Source organism: Mycobacterium sp. 050134, assembly GCF_036409085.1.
Classification (GTDB): Bacteria; Actinomycetota; Actinomycetes; order Mycobacteriales; family Mycobacteriaceae; genus Mycobacterium.
Map to the genome: position 1 here is coordinate 240,439 of NZ_JAZGLV010000001.1, position 13,344 is coordinate 253,782.

Here is a 13,344-nt window from a genome sequence, read left to right on the forward strand (position 1 = left end):
GGGCGGTCGGACTACCCGGCGCAATGTTCCCTACGCCGGAGGTCGCCGTGCCAGATTTCATCCAGCGCACCATCGACCTGGCGCGCCAAAACGTCGCCGACGGCGACGTTTTACGACGAGTTCGCCAAGAGCTGGGACCGGCGGCGCCTGCCGATGCGCTACGCACCACAGGAGTCGGCCGTCGATGTCTACCGGCTGTGGAACGAGCGCAATGGCGGACGGCGCCGGTCGACGGTCGTCCCGCCGGCCTGAACGCGATAGTGGCACAGGGAGTCGTCGTTCGTTACTATCTGCGTATGCATGCAGGTAATAGCGAAGGCCGCCTGCCCGACGACCAAGCCGGCCTGGTGGTCGAGGTGTTCCGAATGCTGGCCGATGCCACCCGGGTCCAGGTGCTGTGGTCGTTGACCCACCGCGAGATGTCGGTCAACGAGCTCGCCGAACACGTGGGGAAGCCCGCCCCGTCGGTTTCCCAGCACCTCGCCAAGCTACGGATGGCGCGGCTGGTGCGCACTCGCCGGGAGGGCACGACAATCTTCTACAGCCTCGAGAACGACCACGTGCGACAACTCGTCATCGACGCCGTCTTCAACGCCGAGCACGCGGGGCCCGGCGTCCCGCACCATCATCGCAGCGAGGGCGAGCTGAAGGCAGTCCGCTCCAGATCGACAAAATGACCTACCCGCCAACACATTTCAGTAGGGAGATGGCAACATGACCGAACACCACCCGCACGACGCCCCGCACGCGCACGCGCATCAGCACGGCGACGAGACGCACTCGCACGCGCACACCACCCATGAGCACAGCCATGTGACCCACGAGCATTCACACAGCCACGAGGGCGGCGCCGAGCACACACACCAGCACGTGCACGAGGCCGGCCTCGAAGACGTTCACGCCCACACTCACCCCTGACGCGCGGTCTCCCCGCCGAGGCTAAGACACGTTGGGGCAGTAATGCTTCGGGTCGTCCCGCTCGCGCAACGGCGGGAGATTTCGCGCGGGCGTCTGCACCAGCGGCGTGTCGGCGGGAATGCGGCCCAAAGCACGGTCGACCCCGGCTCGTGCGCGCGGGTGCTTGCGGAACCTCCCGGGGACGAACGTGAAAGCCAGCCGAACGACATCACCGAAGCGCCGGTGCAGCCATTCGTCGCGGTCCGACCACGAGTAACCCATCAGCTCGCGAACGGGCGGATCGTAGAGTCCCACGGTCACCCAGACGAAGAATGGCGCAAGGAGCTTTCGCTGCGCGGCCCACAACCAATCCGGAACCCATTGAGCGAAGGGAGGTTTGGGTAACTCGGTCAGGTCAAGCACGGCCCGCGCCGCCCAGTTGTTCTCTAACACGTTGCGGCACATATCGTCCCAATAGACCTGGAATTCCTCCCAGGATGCCGGCACCGGCCGCATGCTCATCCCGTACATGCGGTACCACTCGACGTGCTCGTCGAACAGCTGGCGCTTCTGCGCCTCGGTCAGGCCGCCGCAGAACCGCTCGGCCACATGAATGGTGCCGACGAAGAAGGTGGCGTGCGCCCAGTAGAAAACGTCGGGGTTGAGCGCGTGGTACCTGCGGCCCTGCTCGTCGACACCTTTGATGGCGGTGTGATACTCGCGCACCTCGGCGCCGGTGACCGGCGCGCGGTCGCCGTCGAAGACCACTCCCCCGATCGGATACAGCGAGCGCAGCAGTCGCTGCCAGCGCTCGATGAAGAACGTCGAATGGTCGACGACCGCCGCACCCAGCTGGGGGTGCATGTTCTGCATGGAGCCGGCCCATGGCCCCTGCAGCATGCCGCGCCAATCCCCGAAGTACCGCCAGGTGAGCGACTCGGGGCCGAGCGGGGCGGGCGGCGCCTCGTAGCCCGTGGGCCCCATCGGGCATCCGCTCGAGAGACCGCCGGGATCGCCGTGCGCTGAGCCGCTGGTCCGCGGGCGGGCGGCAGACGTATCTTGAGTCACTATTAGATCCCCATATTCAACAATTCTGACTATGTGCGTTGTCAATTTTCTAGCTTAGGAGCGATGTGCCGACGGGTCAACGACGAAGCCGTTGGACCGGCGTCCCTCTGGAGAGTCGCCTGGCGCTCCGCCGGGACAACCTGATCGCCGCGGGCGTGCAACTGCTCGGCAACGACCGAGGCCCGGCGCTGACCGTGCGCGCGGTATGCCGCAAAGCCGCGCTGACCGAGCGCTACTTCTACGAGAGCTTCGCGGATCGCGACGAATTCGTACAGGCGGTGTACGACGACGTCTGCACACGCGCGATGGATACCCTCACCCTCGCGAAGACCCCACAGGAAGCCGTCGAACAATTCGTCGAGCTCATGGTCGACGACCCCGTGCGCGGCCGCGTACTCCTGCTGGCGCCCGCGGTGGAACCGGTCCTGACCCAGTCGGGCGCCGAGTGGATGCCCAATTTCGTCGACCTGCTGCAACGCAAACTCTCGCGGATCGGCGATCCGGTGCTGCAGAAGATGATCGCGACCAGCCTGGTCGGCGGTATGTCGAGCCTTTTCACCGCCTACCTCAACGGCCAACTCGGCGCGAGCCGCAAGCAATTCATCGACTACTGCGTCCGAATGCTGTTCACCACGACCGCCCCGTATGTGCCCTCGCCCGAGCCCGGAGTAACCGAGTAAGGCGTTTCAGCGGCAGCCGTTCCGGCAAGCCGCAAAGAGGGGGCAAGACCCCTCGGAGTGCCTCTAGCAGCCGGCGCATATCGCGGCGTGCCACGCGGCGCGGAAACTTGATGCTACTGGGAGGCACAGATATATTGACTGCTACCCGCAGACACAGATAACTGGAGGCCCTATGTCAGCCCAGCTGACCGACCTACAGCTGTTGCACGAACTTGAGCCGGTCGTCGAGAAGAACCTCAACCGGCACATCACCATGCATAAGCCCTGGAATCCGCACGACTACATCCCGTGGTCCGACGGCAAGAACTACTACGCCCTCGGCGGCCAGGACTGGCACCCCGAGGAGAGCAGGCTGTCGGACGTCGCCCAGGTGGCGATGGTGCAGAACCTGGTCACCGAGGACAACCTCCCGTCGTACCACCGCGAGATCGCGATGAACATGGGCATGGACGGCGCCTGGGGGCAGTGGGTGAACCGCTGGACCGCCGAGGAGAACCGGCACGGCATCGCCCTGCGCGACTACCTGGTCGTGACCCGCTCCGTCGACCCCGTCGAGCTGGAGAAGCTCCGCATCGAGGTGGTCAACCGCGGCTTCAGCCCCGGCCAGAACCATCAGGGGCACTACTTCGCGAACAGCCTCACCGACTCCGTTCTCTACGTCAGTTTCCAGGAACTCGCCACCCGGATCTCGCACCGCAACACCGGCAAGGCCTGCAACGACCCGGTCGCCGATCAGTTGATGGCCAAGATCTCGGCCGACGAGAACCTGCACATGATCTTCTACCGCGACGTCAGCGAGGCCGCGTTCGAACTCGTCCCCAACCAGGCGATGAAGTCGCTGCACCTGATCCTGCGGCACTTCCAGATGCCCGGCTTCCAGGTGCCCGAGTTCCGGCGCAAAGCCGTGATCATCGCCATGGGAGGCGTCTACGATCCGCGCATCCACCTCGACGACGTGGTCATGCCGGTCCTCAAGAAGTGGCGCATCTTCGAGCGCGAAGACTTCACCGGTGAGGCGGCGGAGTTGCGCGACGACCTTGCCGTGCTGGTCAAGGAACTCGAGGCGGCGTGCGACAAGTTCGAGATCTCCAAACAGCGCCAGCTCGAGCGGGAGGCCCGCACCGGCAAGAAGACCACGGCCTTCGAGCTGCACAAGACGGCGGGCAAGCTGGCGATGAGCCGCCGGTAATTCAACGTGCGCATCGGTTCGATCACGCTCGCCAGCCCGGTCGTACTGGCCCCGATGGCGGGCGTGACCAATGTCGCGTTCCGCACGCTTTGCCGCGAATTGGAGCAGGCGAAGGTCGGCACGGTCAGCGGCCTGTATGTCTGCGAAATGGTGACCGCACGGGCGCTCGTTGAGCGCCACCCGGTGACCATGCACATGACGACGTTCGCGCCGGACGAGTCGCCGCGCTCGCTGCAGCTGTACACCGTGGACCCGGCGACCACCTATGCCGCCGCGCGGATGATTGCCGACGAGAACCTGGCCGACCACATCGACATGAATTTCGGTTGCCCCGTGCCGAAGGTGACCAAGCGCGGTGGCGGGGCGGCACTGCCGTTCAAGCGGCGTCTGTTCGGGCAAATCGTCGGTGCCGCGGTGCGGGCCACCGAAGGCACCCGGATCCCGGTGACCGTCAAGTTTCGCGTTGGCATCGATGACGAGCACCACACCCACCTGGACGCCGGCCGCATCGCCGAAGCCGAGGGCGCGGCCGCGGTGGCGTTGCACGCCCGCACGGCCGCACAGCGGTACTCCGGCACCGCCGACTGGGAGCAGATCGCGCGGCTCAAGCAGGAGGTGCGGACGATCCCTGTGCTCGGGAACGGCGACATCTACGACGCCAGTGACGCGCTCGCGATGATGGCCAGCACCGGCTGCGACGGCGTCGTCATCGGCCGCGGTTGCCTGGGCCGGCCCTGGCTGTTCGCGGAGCTCTCGGCGGCGTTCACCGGCAGCCCTCCCCCCGCCCCGCCCACGCTCGGCGAGGTCGCCGACATCGTCCGCCGGCACGGCGAACTGCTTACCGCGCACTTCGGCGAGGACAAGGGCATGCGCGACATTCGCAAGCACGTCGCCTGGTACCTGCACGGGTTCCCCGCCGGGTCCGAACTGCGCCGGGATCTGGCGATGGTCAAGACCCTCGACCAGCTGGATTCCCTGTTGGACCGCCTGGACCGCAGCGTCGCGTTCCCCGATGCCGCCACCGGGCCGCGGGGACGGCAGGGCTCGCCCGCCCGCGTCGCCCTGCCGGAGGGATGGCTGGCCGACCCGGACGACTGCACCGTGCCGTCGGGGGCCGACGTCATGCACTCCGGCGGCTGAACCCGCACCGCCACCGAAATCGCGTTCGGCCCGATAACTCAGTACGATGTGGGCCTTGTTGCATTGAGCTTCGGTGGGGGATCCGAGCGGGCCACCAACCGAGCGTGAAAACGCCGCGCTCCCCGCGGCGGGTATGACAGAAACGTGCGCGGCGGACGCCCCGACGTCCGGAAGTGTTGAGTTTCGGAGGCGATAGGACATGGGTGACGGCGGGCACGACGCCACTCCTGACCACCAGCGCGCATCGGACGCCGGCGACGGTGACGCTCCGGGCCCACGGCTGACGGTGGCCGCCCCTTGGGAGCGATTCGCGGAACCATCCATCGATCACGACCTGCACCGCTGGCAGGCCGAGCCGTTCGCCGACACCCCCACCGGGCCGGCCGAGGCCCAGCCCGAATCCGAGGCCGAGGAGACCGACGCCGCAACGGCCGGCTGTCACACCGACGGCGCGCTGACCGTCGCGGAGCTGATCGCCAAGATCGGTGGCGCCACCCCGAAGCCGGCCACCCATCGACACGTGACCGCCGACGAGGACCCCGCCCCTCAGTTGCCGGTCGAGCTGCAGGACACGCAGGTGATCGACGCGGTGCCCTACTCGCTCGGCGTGGTCTCGGAGCTGCCCGACCTCAGCGCCCTCAACTACCCCGGCGACGACGACCAGCCCGAACCGGACGGACCGCGCCGCGGACTGAGGAGACGCAAGCGGGCAGCCGCAACCGCCGACGCCGCGCAGTCCGGCCAGCGCCGCCGTCCCATCCTCATAGCGGGGCGGTCCCTTGCGGCCCTGTTCGCGGTGCTGGCGGTGGCCATGACGGGCGGGGCCTGGCAATGGAGCACGTCGAAGAACGCCCGGCTCAACACGATCAGTGCGCTCGACCCCCACTCGTCGGACATCCGCGACCCCGGCGGGCAGTACGGCGACGAGGACTTCTTGATCGTCGGCATGGACTCCCGGGCCGGGGAGAACGCCAACATGGGTGCCGGGGACAGCGAAGACGCCGGGGGCGCCCGGTCGGACACCGTGATGCTGGTCAACATCCCCGCGAACCGGAAACGGGTGGTCGCGGTGTCGTTCCCCCGCGACCTGGCGATCACGCCCATCCAGTGCGAGGCCTGGAACCCGGACACCGGTAAGTACGGGCCCGTCTACGACGAGAAGAAGGGCACTTTCGGACCGAAGATGGTCTACACGGAGACCAAGCTGAACTCGACCTTCTCCTTCGGCGGTCCGAAGTGTCTGGTGAAGGAAATCCAGAAGCTGTCCGGCCTGAGCATAAACCGCTTCATTGCCGTGGACTTCGCCGGCTTCGCCCGCATGGTCGACGCACTCGGCGGCGTCGAGGTGTGCACCAAAACCCCGCTGCACGACTACGAATTGGGCACCGTCCTCGAACACGCGGGACGCCAGGTCCTCGACGGGTCGACGGCGCTGAACTACGTCCGAGCCCGCCAGGTCACCACGGAAACCAACGGTGACTATGGACGCATCAAGCGCCAGCAGCTGTTCTTGTCCTCGCTGCTGCGGTCGCTCATCTCCGAGGACACCCTGCTAGATCCCAACAAGCTGAACAACGTCGTCAACCTGTTCATCAGCGACACTTACGTGGACAACGTCAAGACCAAGGACCTCGTCCAGCTCGGACAATCGTTGCAGGGCATGGCCGCCGGGCACATGACGTTCGTGACCGTGCCGACCGGTGTGACCGACCAGAACGGCGACGAGCCGCCGCGGATGGCCGACATGCGAGCCCTCTTCGACGCCATCATCAACGACGACCCGCTCCCCGAGGAGAACGACCAGAACGCCCAGCCGCTGAACGACATCGGCCCGACCGCGGGCCCCACGAAGGTGCCCACCACCAAGAAGACGCCGACGCCCGCCCCGGTACCCGAGGCGCAGCACGAACAGATCACCACGACCGCGCCGGGTGACGTCACCGTGCGGGTATCCAACGCGACCACACAGAGCGGCCTGGCAGCCAACGCGACGAGTCAGCTCAAGCGCAACGGCTTCAACGTGATGACCCCGGACGACTATCCGAGCTCGGTGAACACGACGACGGTCCTGTTCTCGCCGGGCAACGAGCAGGCCGCGGCCACGGTGGCGTCCTCGTTCGCCAACGCGAAGGTCCAGCGGGTATCCGGCTACGGGCAGGTGGTCCAGGTGGTGCTCGGCCCCGACTTCAACGCGGTGGCCGCTCCCGCCCCGAGCGGGTCGTCGGTCAGCATGCAGATCGAACGCAGCGCCGGCAGCGCGCCGGTCAAGCTTCCCGAGGACCTGACGGTCACCAACGCCGCCGACACCACCTGCGAGTAGCCGAGATTAACCGCTGCGCTGCCCGTTTTCCACGTGGAGAACGTAGGCTTGCGATATGCGGACCGCTTATCATGAGCAGCTCGACGAGTTGTCCGAGCGGCTCGGCGAGATGTGCGGGCTGGCCGGGATCGCCATGGAGCGCGCCACCCAAGCCCTGCTACAGGCCGACCTCGTGCTGGCCGAACAGGTGATCTCCGATCACGAGAAGATCGCGACGCTGAGCGCCCGCGCCGAAGAGAGCGCATTCGTGTTGCTCGCGCTGCAGGCGCCGGTGGCCGGCGATCTCAGGTCCATCGTCAGCGCCATCCAGATGGTCGCCGACATCGACCGGATGGGCGCGCTGGCGCTGCACGTCGCCAAGATCGCGCGCCGCCGGCACCCGCAACACGCGCTGCCCGAAGAGGTCAACGGTTATTTCGCCGAAATGGGTCGAGTGGCAGTCGATTTGGGGAACAGCGCGCAAGAGGTCGTGCTGTCCCGTGACCCGGAGAAGGCCGCCCGGATCCGCGAAGAAGACGACGCCATGGACGACCTGCACCGGCATCTGTTCTCGGTGCTGATGGACCGGGAATGGAAGCACGGCGTGGCGGCCGCCGTCGACGTGACGCTACTCGGCCGGTTCTACGAGCGCTTCGCCGACCACGCCGTCGAGGTGGCACGCCGCGTCATCTTCCAGGCGACCGGCAGCCTCCCCGAAGACGACGCCAAGCCCGCGTCGCGTTAGCGCCTAGCCGAAGCGGCCGGAGATGTAGTCCTCGGTCGACTTCTGGCTCGGGTTGGAGAAGATCTTCTCGGTGTCGTCGAGCTCGACCAGCCGGCCGGGCTTGCCCGTGGCCTCCAGGTTGAAGAACGCCGTCATGTCGCTCACCCGCGCGGCCTGCTGCATGTTGTGGGTCACGATGACGATCGTGTACTCCTGCTTGAGCTCGCTGATCAGGTCCTCGATGGCCATCGTGGAGATGGGGTCCAAGGCAGAGCACGGTTCGTCCATCAGCAACACGTCGGGCTGGACGGCGATGGCCCGCGCGATGCACAGCCGCTGCTGCTGACCGCCCGACAGCCCGCCCCCCGGCCTGTCCAAGCGGTCCTTCACCTCGTCCCACAGGTTGGCGCCGCGAAGCGACCGTTCGGTCGTCTCTTCGAGCACCTTGCGGTTGCGCACGCCCTGCAGCTTCAACCCGGCCACCACGTTGTCGCCAATCGACATGGCGGGGAAGGGGTTTGGCCGCTGGAAGACCATGCCGATCGCGCGGCGCACCCCGACCGGGTCCACACCGGGGCCGTAGATGTCCTCGTCGTCGAGCAGCACGCTGCCCTCGACCCGGGCGCCGGGGACCACCTCGTGCATCCGGTTCAGGGTGCGCAGCACGGTCGTCTTGCCGCAGCCCGACGGGCCGATGAAAGCCGTCACGCTGCGGGGCAGAACCGACAAGGTCACATCCGCGACGGCCTTGAACGACCCGTAATAGATGTTGACGCTCTTGAGGTCCAGCCTCTTGGCCACTTAACGCTCCTGCCTAGTGTCGGCGCATCCGGCGCGCCCCGATCCTGATGGTGGCGCTCACCAGGATGAGGCCTGGCGCGTCCCCTCACAACCGATGGGCGCCGCGCGTCGGTCACTGCATCGCATCGATGGCCGTGACCAGCCGCTGCTTGACATTGTTGGGCAGCGGAACGTAACCGGCCGACGGCAGGGTGGCCTGCCCGTCACCGGCGGCGGCGGTGAGGAACGACTTGACCGCGCCGGCGGTGTCCCGGTCGTAACCCTTCGAGCAGACAATTTCGTAACTGGCCGGAACCAGCGGATAAGCGCCCGCCTCCTGAGTGCTGTACATCGGGTTGAGGTCGAGCACCAGGTCGTTGCCGTCGGCGACGAACGTGGCTGCCCTGACGCCGCCGGCCGCCGTCTGGTCGGTGAGCGGAACGACACCGCCACTGGTCGCAATCCGGGCATAGGGCACACCGGCCTGGTCGGCGAAGCCTTTCTCGACGTACCCGAGCGCACCCGGCGTGCTGCGCACGGCCGCGACGACCCCATCCGATCCGGGCGCGCCGTCGCCGACGCCGCCCAGGAAGTCGGTGCCGACACCCTTGGCCCAGCTCTGGGGAGCCGCGGCCGTCAGATACTTCTGCACGTTGTCGGTGGTTCCCGAAGAGTCCGACCGATAAATCGGCACGATCCTGGTGTCGGGCAACGCGACGCCGGGATTGAGCGCCGCCAGGATGGAATCGTTCCAGGTCGTGATCCGGCCGCTGAAGATCCTGGCCAGGGCGTCGCTACTGACCACCAGGCCGGGGACGCCCGGCTGGTTGTAGACGAGCGCGACGGGCCCGAAGGCGACGGGCAGGTCCCACGCCGGGTTGCCGTCGCAGCGCTTGGCTGCCGGCCCGATCTGATCGGCCACCAGCGGCGAGTCCGACGCCGCGAAATCAACGTGACCGGCGATGAACTGCTCGCGGCCCGCGCCGGAGCCGCTGGGCTTGTACGAGATGCTCTTGCCCGCGCAGTACCTACCCCACACCTGATTGAACATGGCGAGCGCGCGCTGCTGGGCGGTCGACCCTTCGGCGGTCAAAGTGTTCTTACCCCCGCAGGCCGGCGGGCCGACGGATCCGCGCGCGGCGGTCAACGAGGCGCCGCGGCCGCCGTCGATCCCACAGGCCACCGTCGTCCCGGCGCAGAGCGCCATCGCCACCGCAAAAGCCACCGGGGCCAGCGCCCCACCCTCCCCAACGAGCCTCACCGATCTCGCTCCCTGACACGCCCCGGACGAATGCGGCTCACCGGCCACCCCGAGGGAGGTAGCCAAGTCACTGCGAAAGTATGCGCCCGCGCGCCCGAAGTGGCTCGCTCAGCCGCGGCCCGCCGCCGCGTATGCGGTGTCGACGCTGAAGGTGGTGAAGCCCAAGCCCTGGTAGGTCCGCACGGCGGCGGTGTTGTCGGCCTCCACGTAGAGCATGACGGTCGGTTCTGGCGATCCCGCCAGCCGGCGCGCCAGTGAGGCCACTCCTACGGCCGTCAGCGTTTTGCCCAGGCCGAGGCCCTGCGCAGACGGGTCGACGCCGACGACGTAGACCTCACCCAGGCCCGGCTGGTCGAGGTGGATCTTGGTCCAGTGGAAACCGAGCAGCCTGCCCCGCCCGTCGAACGCCAGGAGCAGGCCTTCCGGGTCGAACCACGGCTCGCCGCGCCGCTCGATCAGCTCCGCCTCGGTCCAGCCACCCTGTTCTGGGTGGGTGGCGAAGGCGGCATTGTTGACGCGAAGCAATTCGGCGTCGTCCTCGGCCCCGGCGTACGTACGAATCCGAACCCCGGGCGGAGCGGACCCCGGCTCCGGGCTGTCGCGTAGCGACCTTCGCATCTGGAGCAGCTCGCGCACCGGAATCAGGCCCAGCGCGGAGGCGGTCGCCCGGGCGGCCTCGAGCGTTCCGTGCGCCCAGAACCGGTTGCTCCCGGAGGTTTTGGCGGCCGCCGCGCGCACCAACGCCGCGCCGATCCCGCGTCGGCGCTTCTGGGGGTGGACCACCAGCTCCGCCATGCCCGCGCCCCCGTCGTGCGGCGGGCTGAGGTTGAGATACCCGACGACCCCGTGGGCCCCGCCGCCCCTCACCACCAGATGGCCCGTCCGGTCATGTCCCAGTTCGCGCAGGACCTGTTCGCCCACGGGCGCGACCCCGTCGAATTTCGTTGCCGCAGCAATTAATTCGCGAACCTCCCGCTGCTCGTCGGCTAACAGCGCCGAACGCCACTCGGGCGAGGTCACTGACTGCGCAACGGGTCAACCAGCGGATCTCGCAGGTCCATCGGCTCGGAGTCGTCGGCATCCAGGTCGTCGGCGTCATCGGGGTCGGCGATCGGTGCACGCCCCCGCGCCGGCCGGACCGCCTTGTAACCCACGTTGCGCACCGTGCCGATCAGCGCCTCGTACTCGGGTCCGAGTTTGGCCCGCAGTCGACGCACGTGCACGTCGACGGTCCGGGTGCCACCAAAGAAGTCGTAGCCCCACACCTCGTGCAGCAGCTGCGCGCGGGTGAAGACCCGGCCGGCGTGCTGGGCCAGGTACTTGAGCAGCTCGAACTCTTTGTAGGTGAGGTCGAGCGGGCGTCCCCGCAGCCTCGCGGTGTAGGTGCCTTCGTCGATGACCAGCTCGCCGAGGCTCACCTTGCCGGCGCTCTCCTGATCCGCCAGGCCGCCGCGGCGGCCGACGACCAGCCGCAGCCTGGCGTCGATCTCGGCCGGCCCGGTACTGGGCAGCAGGATTTCGTCGAGGCCCCAATCCGCGCTGACGGCCACGAGGCCACCCTCGCTCACCACCGCGAGGACGGGGATGGACCGCCCGGCCGTGCTCAACAGGCGGCACAGGCCCCGGGCCGAGGACAGATCGGTGCGCGCATCGACCAGAACGGCATCGGCGGTGCCCGCCTCCAGCAACGACGACGGTTCTGGAGGAGCCGTCCGGACAGTGTGGGGAAGTAGCGACAACGACGGCAGGACCGGGTCCGGATGCAACTCCGCGGTCAGCAGTAACAGCTCCAACTAAGGCCCCTCCAGCTCGTGGGAAAGGCATATCCCATTGGTGACGCAATCACGCGTTAGTGGCCAGGTCATCTAACGATAACGTGTGACCAGGCCGCTGGCCCGGCGTAAAAGTAAGTGTGAGCCCGGCCACGGGGCGATCCGAGCGCGGCGACGGCAACCAACTGCGCCACAATATGCGAGTGCGCAAAGTGCTGATCGCGGCGCTGGCGACGGCGGTCACCGCGGCCGTGCTCGCGGTCGCCGCCGTCGGCGTCGACTACGGGACCAGCATCTACGCCGAATACCGGCTGTCTTCAACCGTCCGCAAGGCGGCAAATCTGCAGTCCGACCCGTTCGTCGCCATCCTGGCTTTCCCGTTCATTCCGCAGGCGATGCGCGACCACTACAACGAACTCGAGATCAAGGCCAACGCCGTCGATCATGCGGTCGTCGGCAAGGCCACGCTCGAGGCGACGATGCACTCGATCGACCTGACCTACGCGTCGTGGCTCATCAGACCCGACGCGAAACTGCCGGTGGGCAAGCTGGAAAGCCGGATCATCATCGACTCGATGCACCTGGGCCGCTACATGGGCATGAGCGATCTGATGGTCGAGGCGCCGCCGCAGGAGACCAACGACGCCACCGGCGGGACCACCGAGTCAGGGATCTCCGGCAGCCACGGGCTGGTGTTCAGCGGGACACCGAAGTCGGCCAACTTCGACCACCGGGTGAGCGTCTCGGTGGACCTCTCCATCGCCCCCGACGACCAGGCGACGCTGGTGTTCACGCCGACTGGGGTCCTGCTGGGCCCAGACACCGCCAACCAGCAGGTCCCGGACGACAAGCGCGACGCTGTGCTGCATGCGTTCACTCTCAGGCTGCCCGATCAGAGACTGCCGTTCGGGGTGGCGCCGACATCGGAGGGGGTGCGCGGCTCCGACGTGATCGTCGAGGGCATCACCCGGGGAGTAACGGTGACCCTCGAGGGGTTCAAGCAGTCATGACGCGCGCGATCGTCGATCCAGAACGCAGTGCTGAGGTGGGGGCACCTCCCGCTTGCGGGGGAGATTGGCGCGAATGACCACCGTCATCGTCACGATCGTCGCCGCCCTGGCCGTGGCGAGCCTCGTCGGCTGGCTGATGACCCGCCGCTCGGGCCACATTCGGGAAGTGCAGCCCGGCCCCGCCGGCGGCAGCGACCCCGACACGGCCGAACTGGGCCTGTCCAGCAGTGGCCCGACGGTGGTCCACTTCAGCGCCCCATGGTGCGGGCCGTGCGACCGGGTTCGGCGGGTGGTCGACCAGGTCTGCCACGACCTGGGCGACGTCGCGCACGTCGAAATCGACCTCGACGCCAACCCGGCGGCCGCCCAACGCTTGTCGGTGCTGTCGCTGCCGACCACCTTCATCTTCGACGTCGAGGGTCGGCAGCGGTACCGCGCGTCCGGAGTGCCCAGGGCGGCCGACCTGCGGTCCGCGCTGGAACCGCTGTTGGCTTGACGACGGGGGTATTGGGTAAGCTGGCCGC

The 13,344-nt window shown here is 67.7% G+C and carries 14 protein-coding genes and 1 pseudogene; 10 read left to right on the top strand and 5 right to left on the bottom strand.

Annotated features, from left to right (window positions below; translation table 11 throughout):
• Window positions 1–102 precede the first annotated feature (102 nt).
• The 3 genes and pseudogenes from SKC42_RS01240 to SKC42_RS01250 form a co-directional block, all read left to right on the top strand.
• Window positions 103–252 (top strand): annotated as a pseudogene (locus SKC42_RS01240) (nucleoside deaminase); the annotation flags it as partial.
• A gap of 44 nt (window positions 253–296) precedes the next feature.
• Complete coding sequence (locus SKC42_RS01245) at window positions 297–677, top strand: ArsR/SmtB family transcription factor (RefSeq protein ID WP_330962496.1); 381 nt, start codon at window positions 297–299, stop codon at window positions 675–677.
• Window positions 678–714: 37 nt separating this feature from the next.
• Window positions 715–918, top strand: coding sequence for a zinc transporter Slc39a7 (locus tag SKC42_RS01250; RefSeq protein ID WP_330962497.1), 204 nt, complete (start codon window positions 715–717; stop codon window positions 916–918).
• A gap of 21 nt (window positions 919–939) precedes the next feature.
• Here the strand turns inward: SKC42_RS01250 and SKC42_RS01255 are convergent, their stop codons facing one another.
• Window positions 940–1,965: an oxygenase MpaB family protein gene (locus SKC42_RS01255; protein ID WP_330962498.1), complete on the bottom strand. Its 1,026-nt coding sequence runs from the start codon at window positions 1,963–1,965 to the stop codon at window positions 940–942.
• A 65-nt stretch (window positions 1,966–2,030) separates the two neighbouring features.
• Between SKC42_RS01255 and SKC42_RS01260 the strand changes: the two genes are divergently transcribed.
• From SKC42_RS01260 to phoU, 5 genes are all read left to right on the top strand, one after another.
• Window positions 2,031–2,645: a TetR/AcrR family transcriptional regulator gene (locus SKC42_RS01260; RefSeq protein WP_330962499.1), complete on the top strand. Its 615-nt coding sequence runs from the start codon at window positions 2,031–2,033 to the stop codon at window positions 2,643–2,645.
• Between the two features lie 172 nt (window positions 2,646–2,817).
• Window positions 2,818–3,834: an acyl-ACP desaturase gene (locus tag SKC42_RS01265; RefSeq protein WP_330962500.1), complete on the top strand. Its 1,017-nt coding sequence runs from the start codon at window positions 2,818–2,820 to the stop codon at window positions 3,832–3,834.
• Window positions 3,835–3,840: 6 nt separating this feature from the next.
• Window positions 3,841–4,974 (top strand): tRNA dihydrouridine synthase DusB, encoded by a 1,134-nt coding sequence (gene dusB / locus SKC42_RS01270; RefSeq protein ID WP_330962501.1) that lies wholly within the window; start codon window positions 3,841–3,843, stop codon window positions 4,972–4,974.
• A gap of 199 nt (window positions 4,975–5,173) precedes the next feature.
• Window positions 5,174–7,294, top strand: coding sequence for an LCP family protein (locus SKC42_RS01275; RefSeq protein WP_330962502.1), 2,121 nt, complete (start codon window positions 5,174–5,176; stop codon window positions 7,292–7,294).
• Between the two features lie 55 nt (window positions 7,295–7,349).
• Window positions 7,350–8,018 carry a phosphate signaling complex protein PhoU gene (phoU, locus tag SKC42_RS01280; RefSeq protein WP_330962503.1) on the top strand — a complete coding sequence of 223 codons (669 nt, stop codon included), beginning with the start codon at window positions 7,350–7,352 and terminating at the stop codon, window positions 8,016–8,018.
• Window positions 8,019–8,021: 3 nt separating this feature from the next.
• Here the strand turns inward: phoU and pstB are convergent, their stop codons facing one another.
• The 4 genes from pstB to SKC42_RS01300 form a co-directional block, all read right to left on the bottom strand.
• Entirely contained in the window at window positions 8,022–8,798 is a 777-nt protein-coding gene (pstB, locus tag SKC42_RS01285) for a phosphate ABC transporter ATP-binding protein PstB (protein WP_330962504.1), read from the bottom strand.
• Window positions 8,799–8,910: 112 nt separating this feature from the next.
• On the bottom strand, window positions 8,911–10,038 hold the full coding sequence (gene pstS / locus SKC42_RS01290; RefSeq protein ID WP_330962505.1) for a phosphate ABC transporter substrate-binding protein PstS: 1,128 nt from the start codon (window positions 10,036–10,038) through the stop codon (window positions 8,911–8,913).
• Between the two features lie 108 nt (window positions 10,039–10,146).
• Window positions 10,147–11,058 (bottom strand): mycothiol synthase, encoded by a 912-nt coding sequence (gene mshD / locus SKC42_RS01295; protein ID WP_330962506.1) that lies wholly within the window; start codon window positions 11,056–11,058, stop codon window positions 10,147–10,149.
• On the bottom strand, window positions 11,055–11,831 hold the full coding sequence (locus tag SKC42_RS01300; RefSeq protein ID WP_330962507.1) for a winged helix-turn-helix transcriptional regulator: 777 nt from the start codon (window positions 11,829–11,831) through the stop codon (window positions 11,055–11,057). Before SKC42_RS01300 ends, mshD begins: the two co-directional genes overlap by 4 nt.
• 176 nt (window positions 11,832–12,007) lie before the next feature.
• Between SKC42_RS01300 and lmeA the strand changes: the two genes are divergently transcribed.
• Both lmeA and SKC42_RS01310 read left to right on the top strand, forming a co-directional pair.
• A complete protein-coding gene (gene lmeA / locus SKC42_RS01305) occupies window positions 12,008–12,820 on the top strand; it encodes a mannan chain length control protein LmeA (RefSeq protein ID WP_330962641.1) in 813 nt (270 codons plus the stop codon).
• Window positions 12,821–12,893: 73 nt separating this feature from the next.
• Window positions 12,894–13,316 carry a thioredoxin family protein gene (locus SKC42_RS01310; protein ID WP_330962508.1) on the top strand — a complete coding sequence of 141 codons (423 nt, stop codon included), beginning with the start codon at window positions 12,894–12,896 and terminating at the stop codon, window positions 13,314–13,316.
• The last annotated feature ends 28 nt before the right edge of the window (window positions 13,317–13,344 follow it).